The sequence below is a fragment of the Collinsella sp. AF25-2LB genome (assembly GCF_003458415.1).
In the GTDB taxonomy this organism is placed as follows: Bacteria; Actinomycetota; Coriobacteriia; order Coriobacteriales; family Coriobacteriaceae; genus Collinsella.
The window spans coordinates 1-18,246 of sequence record NZ_QRUF01000007.1 but is presented as its reverse complement, the minus strand read 5'-3'; the positions used below and the strand labels follow the sequence as shown (position 1 = coordinate 18,246).

The window sequence follows — 18,246 nt, the reverse complement described above, 5'->3', positions numbered from 1 at the left end:
TCTAGAGATAAAAAACTCCACTTCTAGGTAACAATTCCAAACCGCGCAAGGCCGCGTGCGGGGACGGATTGAGCAAGCGGCCAGAATGAGGAGGACATCATGTCCAAGAAAAACTATGCCGTGACCATTGCCGGCGGTGGCTCCACCTTTACCCCGGGCATTGCCCTGATGCTGCTCGAGGAGCGCGACCGCTTCCCGGTCAACAAGGTGACCTTCTATGACAACAACGCCGAGCGCCAGGAGATTGTTGCCAAGGCGTGCGAGATCTACTTCCACGAGAACGCTCCCGAGGTTGAGTTCAACTACACCACCGACCCCGAGACCGCATTCACCGGGACCGACTTCGTCCTTGCTCACATCCGCGTCGGCCTGTACGCCATGCGTGAGCTCGACGAGAAGATTCCTCTCAAGTACGGCTGCGTTGGCCAAGAGACCTGCGGTGCCGGCGGTATCGCCTACGGCATGCGCTCCATCGGCGGCGTCATCGAGATCCTCGACTACATGGAGAAGTACAGCCCCAACGCCTGGATGCTCAACTACTCCAACCCCGCGGCCATCGTCGCCGAGGCCTGCCGCGTGCTGCGCCCCAACAGCCGCATCATCAACATCTGCGACATGCCGATCGACCTTATGGATAAGATGAGCCGTATGTGCGGCATCAAGGATCGTCGCGAGCTGCAGTATAGCTACTACGGCCTCAACCACTTTGGTTGGTGGAGCAAAATCTACGACAAGGAGGGCAACGACCTCATGCCGCAGATTAAGGAGCACATGGCTAAGAACGGCTACCTGGACGGCATCGAGCACGAGGCCGGTAAGGAGCAGCATGTCGAGGAGAGCTGGATTCACACCTTCGGCAAGGCCAAGGATGTCTATGCTGTCGATCCCGAGACGATTCCCAATACCTACCTCAAGTATTACCTGTACCCGGACTATGTTGTCGAGACGTCTGACCCCAACTACACTCGCGCCAATGAGGTTATGGACGGCCGCGAGAAGAAGGTCTTTGGTGCTTGCCGCGACATCATCGCCAAGGGTACTGCCAAGGACGGCGGCTTTGAGCCAGATGTACATGCCAACTACATCGTCGACCTTGCCTGCGCACTGGCCGAGAATACGCTCGAGCGCTTCCTGCTGATCGTCCCCAACGATGGCGCTGTGCCCAACTTCGACCCGACGGCCATGGTCGAGGTGCCTTGCATCGTCGGTTCCAACGGCTTTGAGAAGATCTGCCAGGGCCCGATTCCGCAGTTCCAGAAGGGCCTGATGGAGCAGCAGGTTTCCGTCGAGAAGCTCGTTGTCCAGGCTTGGGTCGAGGGCAGCTACCAGAAGCTCTGGCAGGCACTCACGCTCTCCAAGACCATTCCTTCGGCGAGCGTTGCCAAGCAGATCCTGGACGAGCTCATCGAGGCCAACAAGGATTTCTGGCCCGAGCTTAAGTAAGGACTACTGTCTAGAACTCTCACGCATCTCTGCTTCATTTGCGCCGCCGCGGTGTCCGGATTCGCCCGGATGCTGCGGCGGCGCTATACTTATACAGTTTGAAGTACCTGTACCAAAAGGAGCTGTCGTGTCCCTTTCCATCGGTATCGTGGGCCTGCCCAACGTGGGCAAGTCGACGCTGTTCACCGCGCTTACCAAAAAGACCGGCCTTGCCGCCAACTACCCGTTCGCCACGATCGACCCCAACGTGGGTATCGTCGATGTGCCCGATAGCCGCCTGCAAAAGCTCGCCGACATCGTCAACCCGGGTCGCATTGTGCCGGCTACGGTCGAGTTCGTCGACATCGCAGGTCTGGTGAAGGGCGCTAACGAGGGCGAGGGTCTGGGCAACCAGTTCTTGGCAAACATCCGCGAGACCGACGCCATCTGCGAGGTCGTGCGCTACTTTAAGGACCCCAACGTCATGCGTGAGGTGGGCCGCACCGGCGAGTTCGTCGATCCCGCCGGCGATGCCGACACCATCATGACCGAGCTCATCTTGGCCGACATGGGCACGCTCGAGAAGCAGCTGCCCAAGCTCGAGAAAGAGGCCAAGCGCGACAAGGAGCTCATGCCCAAGTTCGAGGTTGCCAAGCGTCTGCTTGCCTGGCTCAACGAGGGCAAGCGCGCCGCATCCATGGAGATGACCGACGAGGAGCGCGCCGCTGCCAAGGGCCTGTTCCTGCTCACCATGAAGCCCATCCTGTATGTGGCCAACGTAGACGAGGACATGCTCAACGAGGACCTGGCACCCATCGACGGTGTCAAGCCGCTGCCGATCTGCGCCAAGATCGAGGCCGAGCTTTCCGAGCTCGATCCCGAGGACGCTGCCGACTACCTGGAGAGCCTGGGCCTGGAGCAGCCCGGCCTGGACGTGCTCGCGCAGGCAGCCTACAAGCTGCTCGGCCTGCAGTCGTTCTTTACGGCCGGCGAGATGGAGGTCAAGGCCTGGACGGTGCGTCAGGGCGCGACCGCCCCGCAGGCCGCCGGCGTCATCCACACCGACTTTGAGCGCGGCTTTATTAAGGCCGAGGTCATTGGCTACGACGATTACATCGAGCTCGGTGGCGAGCAGGGCGCCAAGGCTGCCGGCAAGCTGCGTATTGAGGGCAAGGACTATGTTATGGCCGATGGCGACGTCGTGCACTTCCGCTTTAACGTGTAAGGACGACGCATATGTTTAAATATGGCAAAAAAGCTGGCTACATGGGTATTGCGCTGCTCGTACTTGCGGTGATTCCGCTGGTGGTCGCAGCGTGTGTTATCCCCAACATTGGTCCCGAGGTGGCAACAAAGTTTAATGCTGCCGGCGAGGCGACGCGCTGGGGCAAGAGCTACGAGCTGCTGGCGTTGCCGGTGCTCAATCTGCTGCTGAGCGTGGCGACGTACTTTACGGCGGGGCGCCAGGCAAAAAACAACGATGACTCCGCCGCCATGGCACGCATCGTGTGCGAGCGCTACCTGCGCAACGGTTGCATCACGGGTGTATTTCTCAACGTAATCAACGTCTACTTTATGTATTCGGCGATTACCGGTATGGGCTTTGGCCTGGGCTTTTAGCTTGCGCCTTTAGGCAACGAGCCTGCAAGCATATTCGATGGCTGCTGCGAGGCCGCCGCTCGATCGTGGTTGAAAGACCATGTCGGCGGCGGCCTCGTTTTCGTATCCGGCACCGCGAAGGGCGAGCGCGACGCCGGCTTCCAGGAGAAGGGGCAGGCCACGCTGGCTGGTTACGATTACGGCAGCCTGATTGAGCGAGCGGCTGTGCGCTTGGCATTGGATGGCAAGCGCACCTTGCGCCGGACAAGGGACCAGAACGGCGGCGACGCGACTTGATAGCAATGCAAATGCTGTGCGCTCATCGGGCGAAAGATATTCTGCTTCAACGACGACGAGCTTGGGCGGTGCGCTGTTTGTGCGAAGCGTGGCTCGGTACGTGCGGACCGAAGAACCCGACATAGAAAACTCCTGTGTATTCGGCAAAACGTAAACTATAGTTTACGTTTATGTTCGGCTCCATTTCAAACTCGGCTGCATGGACGAACGTGCGAAACAGATTCTTGGCAAGCGAGTCGAGCAGACGCGCAGGGACCTTGGTATCTCCAAGGTCGATTTTTGTGTGGCGACAGGAATCAGCCGACCCTACCTCGACCGAATCGAAGATGGGACGGCAAATTTCACGCTCAAGGTTCTATTTAAGATCGCGCCCGCACTCGGCATGACGGTATCAGAGCTTCTCGAGGGCATCGAATAGGGGATACCCGTCGACAACTGAATTACGCCATCGGGATGCGGTCGTGGTTGACTTGGCTGTAGAACAGGCGCTGGATCTCGGCGGCATCGCGTGACTGGCCGAGCGCCCACATGGTCTTGGCCACGAGCGTCTCGGTGGTCATGTCGTCGCCGCGCAGAATGCCCGGATGATCCGCGTAAGCACGGCCGACCTCATAAACGCCCAAATCGAGGCCCTCTTCGGGGACCTGCGTGGTCATAACGACAGTACGGCCCGAATCGACCCAGCGGAAAATCGCCTCCTGGAATGACTCGCCCGACTCACCAAACTCGGGGATACCGCCAATGCCAAAGGTCTCCAGAATCATGGCGTCGTAGCTATCGGCAAGGGCGTCCAGGATACCCGGGTTCACGCCGGGTGTCAGCTTAAGGACAAACACGCGCGGGTCGATACTGTCGTAGAAACGAACCGGATTCTCATTCTGGTGAGTGCCGTGAAGCCCGTTGCGCACAATGCGGTCGTTGCGGATGTAGGCAATGGGCGGATAGTTGACACTAATGAACGCGTTAAAGCTCATGGTGCGCTGCTTGCGGGCGCGCGTGCCGGCAATGGCGACGCCGCCAAACACGATCGAGACGTCGTGTGAATGCTCGTCGAGCGCATAGAGCAGGCTCTGGTACAGGTTGAGCTTGGCATCGGTAAAGGGATTGCCCATGGGCTTTTGCGAGCCGGTGAGTACGATGGGCTTGGGGCTGTCCTGAATCAGATAGGAAAGTGCTGCCGCGGTATAGCTCATGGTGTCGGTGCCGTGCAGAATCACGAAGCCGTCGTGGTCGGCATAGCCTTCGACGATGACGTCGCGGATACGCATCCAGTCACTGGGACGCATATTGGTGCTGTCGATGTTCATGGGCTGTACCACGTCGAGCTCGCAGAGGCCCGAGATCTCGGGGACGCTCTGGGCGAGCTCCTCACCGGTCAGGGCGGGGGAGAGGCCGTTGCCGTCCTCGGTCGATGCGATGGTGCCGCCCGTGGCGATGAGAAGGATGCGCTTCATGCTGGTATTCCTATCGTATTTGCCGCCGCAGAGGCGGAGTCGTTCGGCAGTATTGTGGCACAGGGCGTCCAATGTTCAAACGTATTACATCATCTGCAACGTTTGGTAACACTTCAATTGCCGTCAAATAGGGGCCCAGGTCGTGCGTTTGCCGTGCGCTGATGGCTGCGAGGGACGAGAAACCCCATATAACGTGTACACTATGGAGGTTATTTTCGTTCATTCGCGCGGGTGGGCACCGGCTCCCCGCCAACAAGAGGGGGAAACCATGGATCAAAAGGCTTCCGCAAAGGTCCTCGTACTCGACTTTGGTGCGCAGTACGGTCAGCTCATTGCCCGTCGCGTCCGCGACCTCAACGTGTATTCCGAGATTGTCCCCTGCGACATCTCGGCCGATGAGATTCGCGAGATGAACGCCTCTGCGCTCATCCTTTCCGGCGGTCCGGCTTCCGTGTACGCCGAGGACGCTCCGTCCATCGACCCCGCCATCTTTGACCTGGGCCTTCCCGTCCTGGGCTTCTGCTACGGCCATCAGATCACGGCCGTGACGCTCGGCGGCAAGGTCGGTCACTCCGAGGTGGGCGAGTACGGCCGTGCCACTATTACGCGTACTGCCGGCGCCAAGCTCTTTAACTCCACGCCCATGGAGCAAACCGTGTGGATGAGCCACCGCGACGCCGTGTCCGAGGTGCCCGAGGGCTTTACCGTTACCGCCAGCACCGACGTGTGCCCGGTTGCCGCCATGGAGTGCCCCGAGCGCAAGATCTTCACCACGCAGTTCCACCCCGAGGTCAAGCACTCCGAGTACGGTCAGCAGCTGTTGAGCAATTTCCTGTTTGAGATCTGCGGCCTGGAGCCCAACTGGAGCATGGACAACCTGGTCGAGACCATGACGGCCGAGTTCCGCGAGAAGGTCGGCAACGACCGCGTGATTCTGGCCCTGTCCGGCGGCGTCGACTCCTCCGTCGTGGCTGCGCTGGGCGCCCGCGCCGTAGGCAAGCAGATGACCTGCGTGTTCATCAACCACGGTCTGCTGCGCAAAGGCGAGCCCGAGCAGGTGGAGGAGGTCTTCACCAAGCAGTTTGACGTCGACTTTATCCACGTCCACGCCGAGGACCGTTATGCCGAGCTTCTGGCCGGCGTGACCGAGCCCGAGGAGAAGCGCCGCATCATCGGTACGCAGTTCTGGAAAGAGTTCTTCGCCGTGGCGCAGCAGCTCGAGACCGATGGTAAGCCGGTCAAGTACCTGGCTCAGGGCACCATCTACCCCGACATCATCGAGTCCGGCGCTCGCAAGACGGGTGGCAAGACGGCCACCATCAAGAGCCACCACAACTTGATCCCGTTCCCCGAGGGCGTGCACTTCGACCTCATCGAGCCGCTCGACCACTTCTTTAAGGACGAAGTCCGCGCGCTTGGTCTGGCGCTTGGCCTGCCGGGTCACATCGTGTTCCGTCAGCCCTTCCCGGGCCCGGGTCTGGCCATCCGCATCATCGGTGCAGTCGACAAGGAGAAGCTCGAGATCCTCAAGAACGCCGACGCTATCGTGCGCGAGGAGCTCGACGCCTACAACCAGCGCCTGTTTGAGCAGACCGGCGAGCGCAACTCCGAGCACAGCTGCTGGCAGTATTTCGCGGTCCTGCCCGATATCAAGTCCGTCGGCGTTATGGGCGACGAGCGCACCTATCAGCGCCCGATCATCCTGCGTGCCGTCGAGTCCAGCGATGCCATGACCGCCGACTGGGCCAAGCTGCCCTATGACGTCCTGGCCCGCATCTCCGGCCGCATCGTTGCCGAGGTTCCCGGCGCCAACCGCGTGTGCTACGACATTACGTCCAAGCCGCCCGCGACCATCGAGTGGGAGTAGGCTGATAGGGTTCTGACCTGCATTTTTGAGTGCCGCACTGTGCCGCTGAGTTTCGTTTCGTACGAGAGTCATGGCAAAGCCGCCAGCGATGTTGGTGAGTAAATACGATAACCGAGCCTCCGTTCCCGCGTTGGGACGGAGGCTTTTTCTTTGTCGTTTTACTCCCTTTCACCTGCGATTTCGCAATTTACTCCCCCGTGTTTCAAGACGGCAAGGCACGGTGCGGCATTCGGAGGAACGGGAGTAAGGATTCATCCCAAGTGAGTAGACGCGCGATTTTTGTCTCCGAGAGCCAAACGGGGCCGTTTCGGGGCCTGTGAAACTCAAATCGAACTCAATAGGCTTTTCGGCGGTCTTCTCACAGCGTTTTCCCAGGTGGTTAATGGGGAGTAAAGAATCTCGCCGCCTCAATGAAAACGGGAGTAACCAGGGGAAATGCCGCGGCGTACTGCCGCGTGCCGCCGTGTAAGCCACCGCGTCATTTACTCCCCAGGTGCGCCGGAAATGCCTTGGCATGCAATGGGGAGTAAAAACTCAGCTTACGCAGGCCCGAGCGGCGCTCGCCGCCTGGTCCACCGTCCTGATTCGGTTGCGTTGATCGCGAAATGCGGAGAGCCGCTACAGCGAGGCTTTCCAGTCCTCGTATTCGTCGGCGTCGATCTTGCCGTTTTCGAGCTGCGCGCGCTTCTCTGCCCACAGTTCGATCGCCATCGCGGCTTTGGGCGCGTGCGGCGCCTTGGGGTTCAGGGAGAGGCCCGTGCCGTCGGCTGCGGGCACGATGCCGAAGGAGTCCTCGAGCCGCACGAGCAGCGACATGAGGTCGCCCGCAGTCTCGACGCCGTAATCCTTGAGGGCGTTGACGGACACGCCGAGCGCCGCGGAGATGGACTCGAGCAGCTCGGGCTTCACGGCGCGGATGCCGCTCTCGTAGTGGCGCACGGCCCCCTCGGTCAGGCCGACCGCCTCGGCGAGCTGCGCCTGCGTCATGCCGCGCGACTTGCGGTACCGCCTTATGTTCTCGCCTACGGACATGAGCCCTCCTCCTGGAATTACGTACCAGCACATCTTATCAGCGTACGCAAATGTACGCAATTCTATTGACAGTACAGATATGTACGTTTACTCTGAATCTGTGAACCGTACGTATCCGTACGCCATTGATTGGAGGAGCCATGGACGAGAAGGTGGCGAAGACGCCGAGGCCGCACATGCTGGACGCCGACGAGGTCGCGGAGCTGCTGAGGATCAAGAAAGGCAGCGCCTACGAGGTGATCAGGAAGATAAACGCCGAGCAGGAGGCGCGCGGGCGCGTGGTCATCCGCGGGCGCGTTCGAAGCGACGTCTTCGACGCCCTGTACTTCCCGGAGGTGGACTGACATGCCCGTGTACAAGGACGACGGCAACGGCACGTTCTACGTGCAGTGCTACTACCGCGACGCCCGCGGCTCGAAGCGCCACAAGACGAAGCGCGGCTTCTCCTCCGAGGTGGAGGCCGCAGTGTGGGAGAGCCAGTTCAAGAGCCTTAACGGCGGGGCCATGGACATGACGTTCTCCGAGTTCGTCGAGGTGTACGCCTCCGAGGTGAAGCCGCGCATACGCGAGCACACGTGGATCACCAAGGAGTACATCATCAACGACAAGCTCGTGCCGTTCTTCGGGGACATGCGCATGTGCGACGTGAGGCCGATCGACGTCATCAGGTGGCAAAACGAGCTCACCGAGCACCGGGACGCCGACGGGAAGCCCTGGGCACCGACGTACCTGCGCACAGTGAACAACCAGCTCAACGCCATCTTCAACCACGCCGAGCGCTACTACGGCCTCAGCGACAACCCGGTGCGCAGGGTCGACAAGATAGGCTCGAAGAAGGGCGGCGAGATGAAGTTCTGGACCAAGGACGAGTACCTGAGGTTCAGCGAGGCCGTCATGGACAAGCCTCTCTCATTCCACGCCTTCGAGCTGCTTTACTGGACGGGCATACGCTGCGGCGAGCTCCTGGCGCTCACGCCGTCCGACTTCATGCTGGAGAGCTCGCGGCTGCGCATCAACAAGTCGTACCAGAGCCTCAACGGCGTTGACACCGTGACCGACCCCAAGACGCCCAAGTCCGTGCGCACGATCGTCATGCCCGCCTTCCTGCGCGACGAGATGGCGGACTTCATCGAGATGCGCGACGACGTCGCCCCCGACGAGCGCCTGTTCGCCGTGACCAAGCACTTCCTGGCCCACGAGATGGAGCGCGGGTGCAAGGCGTCGGGCGTGAAGCGCATCCGCATACACGACATACGCCACAGCCATGTGAGCCTGCTGATAGAGATGGGCTTCTCCGCGCTGGCCATCGCCGAGCGCATGGGCCACGAGGCGGTGGACATCACCTACCGCTACGCGCACCTGTTCCCCACGAAGCAGGACGAGATGGCCGCCGCGCTCGACGGGGCGAGGGGGTAAGAAGGATGCCGTGCGAGAACAGCGCCCGCAAGCGCAGCAAGACGATGGCGTTCCGCTGCACGCCCGAGGAGCGCAAGCTCATATGCGAGATGGCAGCCTGGAGCGGCATGAACAGGCAGGACTACATCATCGCCAAGCTCACCGATACCCAGGTCGAGGTGAGGCCCTCCGTGAGCGTGCAGAAGGCACTGAGGGACTCGATGGCGGAATTGGCCAAGGAGGTGCACCTGACGGCCTCCTACGGCGAGCTGAGCGAGTTCCTGCAGCAGAGGATCGAGCTGGTGATGAGGTTCTTCCTGGCGCTCGGCGAGGGGGTTGAGGCACCAGTGACGGAAGCGCCACCGCAAACCTCGCCTTTGGAAGAGCCGACAACATCCGTCATGGATGCGGGCTCCGACACCGCAAGCATCTTCGAGATGGGACGCAGGTAGGGCCTAGCGCCAGACCTCCAACGCCTTGTCCGCAAGCCATTCGGCACGATCGGCGATATCGTCCTCGTCCCAAGACTCCTTCTCCAGGGCGCCGGCCATGGTCGCAAGGCCGGCGGCGCAGAGGGCAAGGCCGTCCTTGTATCCCTTTCCCTGCTTCTTGGTGGGCCAATCGGCATCGCGGATGGAGGCGTTGAGCGAATGCGTGATGATGGCGAGGTTGCCGAGCGTGAGGAGCTTCCGGTCCCTTCGCGTGGCAGACTCATCGTCGAGGGCTCCCCATTTGTTGCGCCACTTCTTGGGCATCATGTGCTCGAGGGTGTACTGGTTGAACCCGAGCAGGGCCGTGCTGCTCATGCCTGGGCGAATGGCGCTTTCCAGCAGATAGAGGACGCCCTTGGACTGGAGGTTGTACAGACACGATTCCTCGAACGCCGCTCGAACCTCGGCGTCGCCGGGCATGTACGTCGTCGCCTCGTCATTGGCTTCGAGAGCCTTCCTCAGCGCCTCCGCGTCCTTCACCTCGTTCAGGATCAGCGAGGTGAACAGCCTGTTGTAGTTCTTCGTGGTCGCCTGAACCAGCGTGCGGCGGACGATGTAGCTCTCAAGCAGGGCGTAGACCTCGGACTCCTCGCCCGTAGGCTCTGCGTTCTTGCGAACGTAGAGCACGTACGGGATGAGCGTCGAGTTCTTGAGGCCGAATATCAGCACGTTCAGGCGCTCGACGCCGGGAGCGGAGGGAATGTCCGCGTCGCAGTAGCCGGGGTCGAACGTGGACTCGAACACCTCGGCATACGCCTTCATGCTGCCGAGGATCTCGTCCTTGTCTCCGTTGCAGTACCTGCCGATGAAATCCTTGTAGGACTGAAAGAGGTTCGACGTACGCGAATAGAAGAGCTTGTCCTCGGTCGTGACGCCGCGCCTCTTATCCTGAACCAGAATCTGGAGGAACGCGTCGAAGAACAGGTCGACGAGCGTGCGCTTGATCCGCCCGGTAACGACCTCCTGCTCCCAATACTCCCTCTTCTCCGCCGTGGGCTCGAAGACGTCTTCCCAGCACTCCTTGAACGCATGCTCGTTCTCGCGGTTGAAGAAGTAGTTCTTGAGGAGCTCCGCCGTCGTCAGGCGCACCCCGAGCGAGTTGATGGTGTCGAATATCTGCTGCTCGTCCTCACCCTCGGTGAGGTCGATGCAGACGAACTGGACGTTCGACTTGATCGTGTTCCTGTCGACCTTCTCCGGGTCGATGTTCTTGAGAAAGTAGTTGTAGGCAAGGACGATGGACGAGGAGCCCTCAACGGGCTCGCAGCCCGTGGCGCTGACGACCTTCTCGAAATCCTGCCGGTCGTACTTGCCATGTCTCAAGGCGACTTCGCCGGTCTCCAGGACGAAATCTCGTTCGAACAGTCTGTCGGCGTCGATTCTCGCGCAAAGCGCCTTGAAGAAGATGACCATGGTCGTGAGGCGTTGCTGCCCGTCGATAACGGTGCGAACCTCGGACACCTCAGACCAGGTGTTGCCGGAGGAGGCCTGCTTCAGGATGATGGAGCCAAGGAAATAGGGTCGCTTCGAGGCTGTGACGAACTCCATGTCGCCGAGGAAGCGCTCCCATTGCTCCTCTCCCCAAACGTACGCGCGCTGGTAGAAGGGTATTTCAAGCAGGCGCGATCCGTTGAACACGCCGCTTATCGTAGACTATCCTGCATCCATCCTTAAAGACCTTTCTATCCTTTGCGGTTATTGCTGGCGGGGTCAATTTAATCAATACGCTGCTTGACCCTTTAATACTCCAGGTCCTTGCCGTCTTCTCCTTGGAAGGTGCTCGAAGATGATGCGCAGGTCCTCGTCATCAAGGCAGCCGCCCTCGAGGCAGCCACGGTCGATGGCGTCGATCATCGTCTGCCCCTTCTTCTTCGAGCGGTCGTAGATCACTGCGTCGAGGAATAGCTCCCTGCCGTCGCGCGTGAACATCTCGTGCATGGATTCGGCACTGTTCGCTTGACTCCAATCGCGTACCACGTGCTCGAGCGGGCCGCTTCCCCTCGATATGACGACATCCCAATGCTCGCAGTTAAGCAGAAGAAGTCGGTTCATGAACTCGGTGCCCGAAAAACCGAGTCTCGCAAACGGCGGAAATAGAGGGTCATCCGAAAAGACCGCAGCATACTCACTGCTCAACGGCATATACGCGAGATGAAAATCGTACGAGTCGTCCTCGGGCCCGATGATGAACATGGGCATCGACGTCGTAACGAACCCTGAGCCGACGGGTGCCCCAAGGATGGAGAAGCTCTTCTCAAAAAAAGCCTTTCGAATACGGTTAACTGGCACAATATCATCGTTGGAGAAGAGCATGGTTGCGGCGGCGGCAAGCTCGACCACCGCTTGGGAATCCCCGCGCCAATCCGACCAATCGAGCAAGCCGAGCTCATAGGGTGTCAGATGAACGTTTCTGAGCAGCTCTTCGGCAGTCTCGCGTGACCATTTCTTGTCGACGCTCATGCTGATAGGGTGCCGGACGATGATATTTGCTGCCAGCTCGCAAACGGCGGCTTTCCCCTCAGAACACCCTTCGCCTTCGCACTGGTCTTCTTTCTGGCGTTCCAAAAAGCGATTGTAAAACGGCGCAATACGACTCTCGAACTCGGATAGCTTAACCTCGATGAGGTTCTGCGCATAGAATCTGTCTGTCGCATCGCCTGTTGCATCGGCATGCTCGACTTCATAAAGATCGCGCATGCTGCAAAGGTTCTCGCAATTCGTGCGGAAGAAGGAGCCCTTCTGCCTGCTGTAGGCATGGAGCTGCCCGGAGGAGTCCGCAAAATGGCGCAGGTAGAACCGCGGCACCCAATGCTGCTTTCGCGTCATCTTTCCGGGCAGCTTCGACATCCTAAGCCTTCACCGCCTCGTATTGGTACGTTGTGCGCACGTTGTAGTGGAAGTCGTTTCCGAGGTCCAGCGCCTCGAAGTGCTTCTTGGCGCAGCCGATCTTGATCTTCTCCGCGTCGCGCAGGGCGGGCTCGCCGTTCTTTCCGCCCTTGGTCTCGGTCACGAAGTACACGCGGCGCTCGCCGTCGGACTCCTCGACATACGCCCAGTCGGGGTTGTAGCTGCCGAGCGGCGTGTCGATCTTGAACGCCGAAGGGAGCTTCGCGAACACGAGCACCTCCTCCTGCTTGTCGAGCGCCTCGGCAAAGGAACGCTCGACCCCTGCCGAGTCGTAGACCACGTAGTTGTACAGGCTCTTGCCAGCCATATCCGGCTTCCATGCGTTCTGCCCGAGATAGGCCGTGTAGTCGTCGAGCTCGAGGTCGCGCATGGTGTACCACTCGTCCTCGGGAAGGCGCACGTACTTGATGCCCTGGGCGATGAGGTCGTTCTTCACGCGGTTGATCTTGTCGCCGACCTGCGCGAGGAAGGTCGCGGGGTCGACCTCGAACTCGTCGAGGCGGCTGCAGCCCTCGAGGATCGCCTTGATGGTGCCGCGGGTGAGCCCGACGGCGTCCTGAAGCTCCGCGATCGGGTCGGGAAGATCGTATTTCACTTTGCCGGCAACGGAAACCACGGAGGTGCCCGTGCCCTCGGCGCTAACGCCCACGTCGTCGATGCCCAACGAGGCGCGTTCGCTCGTCACCTGGGGCGGGCGCACGGCGAGCATGCCATCGACCGCCTCGGTGGCATGCTCGATGAGTTTTTCGGAATCGACCTCCACCTGGAAGCGCGTGCGCTGGCGGATGCGGTCCCACAGGGCCTGGAACGCAGGGTCGAGCGTGACGTCCTTCTGCAGCTCGACGGAGACCTCCTTGGCCTTGTCGCGAATCTGGACCCTCTGGGACTTGTGGATGATGATCGCCTCGACCTGCTCCTTGGCAGGCTCGAGCTCGGCGGGAAGCTCCACCTCGCCCTCCTCGGCGGCCGCCTTCAGCTCGGGCGTCACCGCGCCCTTGCCGTCGACCATGCCGATCGCGACGAGGTGGTCGAAGACCTGCTTGGACTTCTCGTAGCCCAGGCGCTCCTCGACGCCCTCGGGGGTCTTGACCGTGACCTTCGTGAAGCTCTCCGGGGTGATGACGCCGAACCTGAAGTCCTCGGCCTCGAGCTCCTTCTGAAGGCCGTTGGCGAAGTCGTCGTAGCTCTCGTTCGCGATGACGGTTAGCACGTTCGCCTCTGGGTCGTACAGGCGCTCGCCGTCCTGGTTCACGCACAGGCGCAGGCCGCGGCCGATCTTCTGGCGCTTGGTGAGGTTGTCCTTGGTCTCGACGAGCGTGCAGATCTGGAACACGTTGGGGTTGTCCCAGCCCTCCTTGAGCGCGGAGTGGCTGAAGACGAACGAGACGTCCTTGTCCGCGTCCTTGCCATCCGGGAAGGAGATGAGCGTCTCCTTCTTCTGCATGATGAGCTCGAAGGCCCCGGCGTCGTCGGCGGTGCCGGCGGCCCCCTTGGAGTCCTTGAACTTGCCCTTCTTGTCCTTGGCGAAGTATCCCTGGTGCACGGCGTGGGGGTCGCGCACCAGCGGGGCGCCGACGGCTTCGTAGCACTCGAGCCACGTGCCCTTGCCGATCCCCGCCGCCTTTGCGATGCGACGAGGCGCCTTCGAGTTCAGGGCACCTGCGTACTCCTCCTCAAACATCAGGGCGTACAGGCCGCCGTGGACTTCGGGCTCGTAGACGCGGTATCGGTCGACGCGGTCGATGAAGAAGAGCGAGAGCACCTTCACGCCGCGCGGCCACAGCTCGAACTGGCGGGCCAGGTGGTCCTCGATGGTGCGGCGGATCTGCGCGCGCTTGACGACCTCCTCGTTGACGTCGCCCAGCGCCTCGCCGAGCTCGAGCACCTCGCCGTTCTGGAACTCTATGAACTCGTCGCCCACTGCGGCGCCGATGTTGTTGACCACCCAGCCGCTCTCGTAGTCGCTGTTCTCGCCGCTCTTCTGGTAGAGGTCGTTGCCGGTCTTCACCGTGACGGCCTTGCGCTTCTGCGTGCCGTCGGCCTGGCGCACGTCGATGGACACCTTGGCGGAGAACGGGTCGGACTTGACGGACTCGAGCCTCACGTACGCGCCGTTGAGGTTCGCCTCGGCCTTGATCGAGTCCACGCAGATGCCCTTCACCAGGTGGCGCTCGAAGGCGTCGACCGGCGTGAGGCGGTAGATCATGTTGTAGGCCTGCTTGTGCGTGGCCGAGTAGCGCAGCACGAACAGCGGGTTCAGGCTCTTGATGGCGGCCTTGGCCTGCTTGGTGTTGTCGACGCTCTGGGGCTCGTCGATGATGACGACGGGCTTGCAGGCGCTCACGAGCTCGCGAGGGCTGAAGCCGCCGGTGAGCTTCTCGCTGGGACGGTGGAAGAGGTTGCCCTCCTTCGCGGTGCCATCCTTCTCGAGGCCCTTGTTGAACGCGTCGATGTTTATGACCATGACCTGGATGGAGCTCGACGTGGCGAAGTTACCCACCGGCCCCATGTCCTTCGAGTCGTACACGAAGTAGTCGAGCGGCGTGCGGTCGTAGAGCGTCTCGAAGTGCCTGCGGGTGGTCTGGAGGCTCTTGAGGACGCCCTCGCGGATGGCCACGCTCGGCACGACGATAACGAACTTGGTGATGCCGTAGCGGCGGTTTAGCTCGTAGATGGAGCGGATGTAGACGTAGGTCTTGCCGGTGCCGGTCTCCATCTCGACGGTGAAGTCTCGCAGGCGCCCATCGGTGAGGACGTCGGTTGCCGGGAGGCAGCCCTCCTCCTGCACGGCGTGCAGGTTGTCGAGGAGCTGGCCCGGCGCCACGCGAAGCTCGTTGCCGTGGCCGACCATGAGCTCGCCGATTGCCGTCTGGCCTTTGCGGCCGGAATCGGCGGAGAATACGCTGCCAATAAATTGTTGTCCGCGGAACAGGTCGCAGGTTGCTTCGATGGCCTCCAGCTGGTGCTGCTGGTCGGATGAGAACTTGAACTCGAGCGCCGCCATGCTAGACCGTCCTCAATTCGATCTCACAGCCCATGCGCTCGCCGGCGTGCTTGAAGATCTGCACGGCGTTGAGCTTGAGGGTGTCGTCGAGGACGGAATCGAGGATGAGAACGCGCCTGGGCTCCATGTCGGCGATGGCCTCGAGCGCCTCAATGGTGAGGCCTCGGGACATGCAGCAGACGAGCTCGTCGCAAGCGACGGACCAGATGGGATAGCCCGCGGCTTCAGACTTCTCGACGGGCAGCGTGAGCTCGAGGCCCCATTTGAGCATCATCTCGAAGACGATATCCATATCGGAGCGATCGGGCTTGACCACGTCGAAGAGGAGCTGACCGGGCTCGGGCTTCTCAATGCCGGACTCATCGAGCTCGAACACACGGAAGCCGATGTCGGGAAGCTGCTTGGGTCCCTCGCCAAGCTTGAGTTGACGGTTGGATTCCTCGAGCTCGGTTTTGATTTTGTCGCCTGCGCGGCGAATGCGTCCTTCGCCTATGTCGCAGAGAGTCTCATACCCGTCCTTGTAGGCGTCGCGTTTCGGGTCACAAGGCTCTGGAAGCTGGACAAGGATAAACTGATAGCGATCATCTTTTCCGAGCTCCTGCAGGAACATGGCATGGGCGGTCGATGCTGAGCCTGAGAAAAAATCAAGCACAATATCACCCGTGCTTAAATGCTCATGTACGGTAAAGAAGCAAGCAACCGAAAACAATAGATAGACCGCCAGCACTACACTATTCCGAACCAAAGACCAAAAGATAAGCATTTTGAGAAAATCTAAACTTTTGGATTTTCCTACAATGCCGACTACGGCGGAATCCCTCCCACTCCTTATATATTTCTTTCTGTATACATTGAATTTGTATTTAGTAAAATGCAGACAACACCACGGATCGGCTTTTGGCTGGACAATTCCAACCAAACACCGCAGCAGACAGTAGAAACCATTCTGAACGTTAGGAAGCCGGTATGATTGTTACATATAAGGGGTTGATTTTCAATCTCAACGCAACAGCCTGAACGGGCCCCGCGTTTCCGCAGCTAGCGCAACGCGGGAATAGCCCCCGGCACCTGGCCGTCGCACCGTTTCCGCAGGTGGAGAGGCTATGGAGGCCGGTGCCCCCATGCCGCCGCCGCATGCTCCGCCAGCCCGCCGCGCAGCCGTTCCGGACTCAGCGCAACGGGCCTTCCGGCCCATGTCCCGGCCCGCCGCCTATCCCGCCAGCGGCCCCTCGCCCCTCGCGGCCCTGGCCCTGTCGATGCAGCCGGGCGTGAGGTCGAGCTCGCCGGGCGCCAGCTCCTCTATCCCGAACGCGTCCATGAGGGCGGAGGCGTCCTCCCCGAGGGCCATCCGCAGCACGCGCGCCGGCGTCAGGAACCCGAGCGCCCCCCTCGGCTCGGAGTTCACCTGCGACATGAGCAGCGCGCAGTCCGCCGCCTCCAGCCGGTCGAACCTGGCCCCGGCGCCCTTGGGCAGCAGCTTCCTGATCTCCACGTGGTTCTTCTCGCACGCGCCCTTCTGCTGGCTCTGCCGGGGGTCGCAGTAGAAGAGCCTGGTCTCGCCGTCCCGCTCGCCGATCAGCGCCGCGATGGCGCCCTCGTCGGCGAACTCGCTCCCGTTGTCGGTGAGCACGGCGCCGAAGGCGCGCCTCGCGCCGTCCTCGCCGAGGACCCCACGCAGGGAGGAGAGCGCCGCCAGGACCGAGGCACACGTGCCGTCCGGCAGCGGCAGGGCCAGCTGGAAGCGGCTCGGGCGGTGCAGGAGCGTGAGGAGCCTGGCGGAGTCGCCCCTGGAGCCCTCGACGGTGTCCATCTCCCAGGCCGCGGCGCAGGCGTCCTCGCCGAGCGCGAGGAACGACGCGTGCGACCTGCGCGACGAGTGGGACGTCGCCCTCTTCGGGGCCCGGCGCGACCTCGGCCTGTAGCCGACCTTGCGCCTGAGCTCCATGTTCGTCATGCCGTCGTAGCCGGCGTCCACCCACCTGTAGACGGTGGAGGCGCTGAGCCCGGGGGTCGTCGCCGCTATCTGCTGCGGGGAGAGCCCGCGCGCGAGCCCGTCCCTGATGGCCGCGAGCTTGGCGGCGGCGCCCTCCTCGGTCTCGTCGATCCCGGACCTGCTCGCCGAGAGCTCGGCGTCGGCCGCCTCCTGCGCCCTCCTGGCGCTGTAGAACACCCTGGGCCTCCTCGAGCAGCCGTAGCCCCTCCTGTGCGAGCAGCCGTTGCAGCACCTCGGCCACGCGGAGAGCCTGGGGCAGGCCCCCGAGAGGTCCGCGGGCGCGGGCTCGCCGTAGCGCGAGCGCGGCGCGGTGACGTAGCGGTGCGCCGCAACCTCCCTGGTCACGGTCGAGGGCGACCTGCCGAGCTCCGCGGCGATCTCGCGGGCGCTGCGGTTGCGGTCGAGCATCCTCTCGACCGCGTTCCTCTCGTGCCTCGTGAGCCTCCCGTACGACCTTCCGGACGGCTTGGGTCTGGACATGCCGGCCTCCCTCCATCGCGGGCCGGGGGATTCCGGCCCCTCTGGGGTTGCCTACCCGGATTCGCGCCTCAGGACTCAGCGCAACGCGTTGCGCTGAGTCCTGAGGCTGTTGCAATGAAAATGAGAATCAAGGTAGAAAATAGAGTGATACGTATAAAAAATATAATAATTGCGTAAACTTGATTTGCCTGAGAGCATATGCTATAATGGCAATAGCTAAGAAAAGATATAATGTGTCACGTAGACACAAAACGAACCCCCAGTAGTGAACTGCCTCCCATTTCTTGGACACAAGAAATGGGAGG

At 61.3% G+C, this 18,246-nt stretch carries 16 protein-coding genes; 8 read left to right on the top strand and 8 right to left on the bottom strand.

All coding sequences use genetic code 11. From position 1 onward, the window contains the following. Positions 1-99: 99 nt before the first annotated feature. The 3 genes from DWY51_RS04580 to DWY51_RS04570 all read left to right on the top strand — a co-directional run bounded on the left by DWY51_RS04580 (position 100) and on the right by DWY51_RS04570 (position 3,042). Complete coding sequence (locus DWY51_RS04580) at positions 100-1,443, top strand: 6-phospho-alpha-glucosidase (protein ID WP_055287031.1); 1,344 nt, start codon at positions 100-102, stop codon at positions 1,441-1,443. A 127-nt stretch (positions 1,444-1,570) separates the two neighbouring features. Beyond that, positions 1,571-2,647 (top strand): redox-regulated ATPase YchF, encoded by a 1,077-nt coding sequence (gene ychF / locus DWY51_RS04575; protein ID WP_055309950.1) that lies wholly within the window; start codon positions 1,571-1,573, stop codon positions 2,645-2,647. Positions 2,648-2,658: 11 nt separating this feature from the next. Continuing rightward, on the top strand, positions 2,659-3,042 hold the full coding sequence (locus DWY51_RS04570; protein ID WP_117765273.1) for a DUF1648 domain-containing protein: 384 nt from the start codon (positions 2,659-2,661) through the stop codon (positions 3,040-3,042). 9 nt (positions 3,043-3,051) lie between these two features. Here DWY51_RS04570 and DWY51_RS04565 read toward each other — a convergent pair whose 3' ends face one another. Further along, positions 3,052-3,441: a hypothetical protein gene (locus DWY51_RS04565; RefSeq protein ID WP_117765271.1), complete on the bottom strand. Its 390-nt coding sequence runs from the start codon at positions 3,439-3,441 to the stop codon at positions 3,052-3,054. Positions 3,442-3,517: 76 nt separating this feature from the next. Here DWY51_RS04565 and DWY51_RS04560 point away from each other — a divergent pair, with 76 nt between their 5' ends. After that, complete coding sequence (locus DWY51_RS04560; RefSeq protein WP_055251052.1) at positions 3,518-3,736, top strand: helix-turn-helix domain-containing protein; 219 nt, start codon at positions 3,518-3,520, stop codon at positions 3,734-3,736. A gap of 22 nt (positions 3,737-3,758) precedes the next feature. Here DWY51_RS04560 and DWY51_RS04555 read toward each other — a convergent pair whose 3' ends face one another. Next, positions 3,759-4,772, bottom strand: a complete 1,014-nt coding sequence (locus tag DWY51_RS04555; RefSeq protein ID WP_117765269.1) for an asparaginase — start codon at positions 4,770-4,772, stop codon at positions 3,759-3,761. 268 nt (positions 4,773-5,040) lie between these two features. Here DWY51_RS04555 and guaA point away from each other — a divergent pair, with 268 nt between their 5' ends. Beyond that, the gene (gene guaA, locus DWY51_RS04550; protein WP_117770017.1) at positions 5,041-6,639 is read left to right on the top strand and encodes a glutamine-hydrolyzing GMP synthase; all 1,599 of its coding nucleotides are present in this window, start codon (positions 5,041-5,043) and stop codon (positions 6,637-6,639) included. Positions 6,640-7,257: 618 nt separating this feature from the next. On the opposite strand, the gene DWY51_RS04545 is transcribed toward guaA, so the two are convergent. Further along, positions 7,258-7,671 carry a helix-turn-helix domain-containing protein gene (locus tag DWY51_RS04545; RefSeq protein ID WP_022349661.1) on the bottom strand — a complete coding sequence of 138 codons (414 nt, stop codon included), beginning with the start codon at positions 7,669-7,671 and terminating at the stop codon, positions 7,258-7,260. Positions 7,672-7,811: 140 nt separating this feature from the next. Between DWY51_RS04545 and DWY51_RS04540 the strand changes: the two genes are divergently transcribed. The 3 genes from DWY51_RS04540 to DWY51_RS04530 are packed head-to-tail and all read left to right on the top strand — an operon-like array spanning position 7,812 to position 9,518. Then, positions 7,812-8,015 (top strand): hypothetical protein, encoded by a 204-nt coding sequence (locus DWY51_RS04540; protein ID WP_006681531.1) that lies wholly within the window; start codon positions 7,812-7,814, stop codon positions 8,013-8,015. A gap of 1 nt (position 8,016) precedes the next feature. Beyond that, complete coding sequence (locus DWY51_RS04535) at positions 8,017-9,087, top strand: site-specific integrase (protein ID WP_117770016.1); 1,071 nt, start codon at positions 8,017-8,019, stop codon at positions 9,085-9,087. A 5-nt stretch (positions 9,088-9,092) separates the two neighbouring features. Then, positions 9,093-9,518, top strand: a complete 426-nt coding sequence (locus DWY51_RS04530) for a hypothetical protein (protein ID WP_117770015.1) — start codon at positions 9,093-9,095, stop codon at positions 9,516-9,518. A gap of 3 nt (positions 9,519-9,521) precedes the next feature. Here DWY51_RS04530 and DWY51_RS04525 read toward each other — a convergent pair whose 3' ends face one another. The 5 genes from DWY51_RS04525 to DWY51_RS04500 form a co-directional block, all read right to left on the bottom strand. Continuing rightward, on the bottom strand, positions 9,522-11,195 hold the full coding sequence (locus DWY51_RS04525) for a DUF262 domain-containing protein (RefSeq protein WP_117770014.1): 1,674 nt from the start codon (positions 11,193-11,195) through the stop codon (positions 9,522-9,524). Between the two features lie 81 nt (positions 11,196-11,276). Next, positions 11,277-12,404, bottom strand: a complete 1,128-nt coding sequence (locus tag DWY51_RS04520) for a DUF4238 domain-containing protein (RefSeq protein ID WP_117770013.1) — start codon at positions 12,402-12,404, stop codon at positions 11,277-11,279. A 1-nt stretch (position 12,405) separates the two neighbouring features. Further along, entirely contained in the window at positions 12,406-15,468 is a 3,063-nt protein-coding gene (locus tag DWY51_RS04515) for a type III restriction-modification system endonuclease (RefSeq protein ID WP_117770012.1), read from the bottom strand. 1 nt (position 15,469) lies between these two features. Beyond that, positions 15,470-16,120, bottom strand: a complete 651-nt coding sequence (locus tag DWY51_RS04510; RefSeq protein ID WP_199408098.1) for a hypothetical protein — start codon at positions 16,118-16,120, stop codon at positions 15,470-15,472. Between the two features lie 558 nt (positions 16,121-16,678). Further along, positions 16,679-17,941, bottom strand: a complete 1,263-nt coding sequence (locus DWY51_RS04500; RefSeq protein WP_117770011.1) for an IS30 family transposase — start codon at positions 17,939-17,941, stop codon at positions 16,679-16,681. Positions 17,942-18,246: the final 305 nt, after the last annotated feature.

What these genes read in the sequence shown, in the direction of transcription:
- DWY51_RS04570 (WP_117765273.1), top strand. Translation starts at nt 2,659, where the DNA reads ATGTTTAAATATGGCAAAAAAGCTGGCTACATGGGTATTGCGCTGCTC.
- DWY51_RS04520 (WP_117770013.1), bottom strand. Translation starts at nt 12,404, where the DNA reads ATGTCGAAGCTGCCCGGAAAGATGACGCGAAAGCAGCATTGGGTGCCG.
- DWY51_RS04530 (WP_117770015.1), top strand. Translation starts at nt 9,093, where the DNA reads ATGCCGTGCGAGAACAGCGCCCGCAAGCGCAGCAAGACGATGGCGTTC.
- DWY51_RS04545 (WP_022349661.1), bottom strand. Translation starts at nt 7,671, where the DNA reads ATGTCCGTAGGCGAGAACATAAGGCGGTACCGCAAGTCGCGCGGCATG.
- DWY51_RS04500 (WP_117770011.1), bottom strand. Translation starts at nt 17,941, where the DNA reads ATGTCCAGACCCAAGCCGTCCGGAAGGTCGTACGGGAGGCTCACGAGG.
- guaA (WP_117770017.1), top strand. Translation starts at nt 5,041, where the DNA reads ATGGATCAAAAGGCTTCCGCAAAGGTCCTCGTACTCGACTTTGGTGCG.
- DWY51_RS04560 (WP_055251052.1), top strand. Translation starts at nt 3,518, where the DNA reads ATGGACGAACGTGCGAAACAGATTCTTGGCAAGCGAGTCGAGCAGACG.
- DWY51_RS04515 (WP_117770012.1), bottom strand. Translation starts at nt 15,468, where the DNA reads ATGGCGGCGCTCGAGTTCAAGTTCTCATCCGACCAGCAGCACCAGCTG.
- DWY51_RS04555 (WP_117765269.1), bottom strand. Translation starts at nt 4,772, where the DNA reads ATGAAGCGCATCCTTCTCATCGCCACGGGCGGCACCATCGCATCGACC.
- DWY51_RS04580 (WP_055287031.1), top strand. Translation starts at nt 100, where the DNA reads ATGTCCAAGAAAAACTATGCCGTGACCATTGCCGGCGGTGGCTCCACC.
- DWY51_RS04535 (WP_117770016.1), top strand. Translation starts at nt 8,017, where the DNA reads ATGCCCGTGTACAAGGACGACGGCAACGGCACGTTCTACGTGCAGTGC.
- DWY51_RS04540 (WP_006681531.1), top strand. Translation starts at nt 7,812, where the DNA reads ATGGACGAGAAGGTGGCGAAGACGCCGAGGCCGCACATGCTGGACGCC.
- DWY51_RS04565 (WP_117765271.1), bottom strand. Translation starts at nt 3,441, where the DNA reads ATGTCGGGTTCTTCGGTCCGCACGTACCGAGCCACGCTTCGCACAAAC.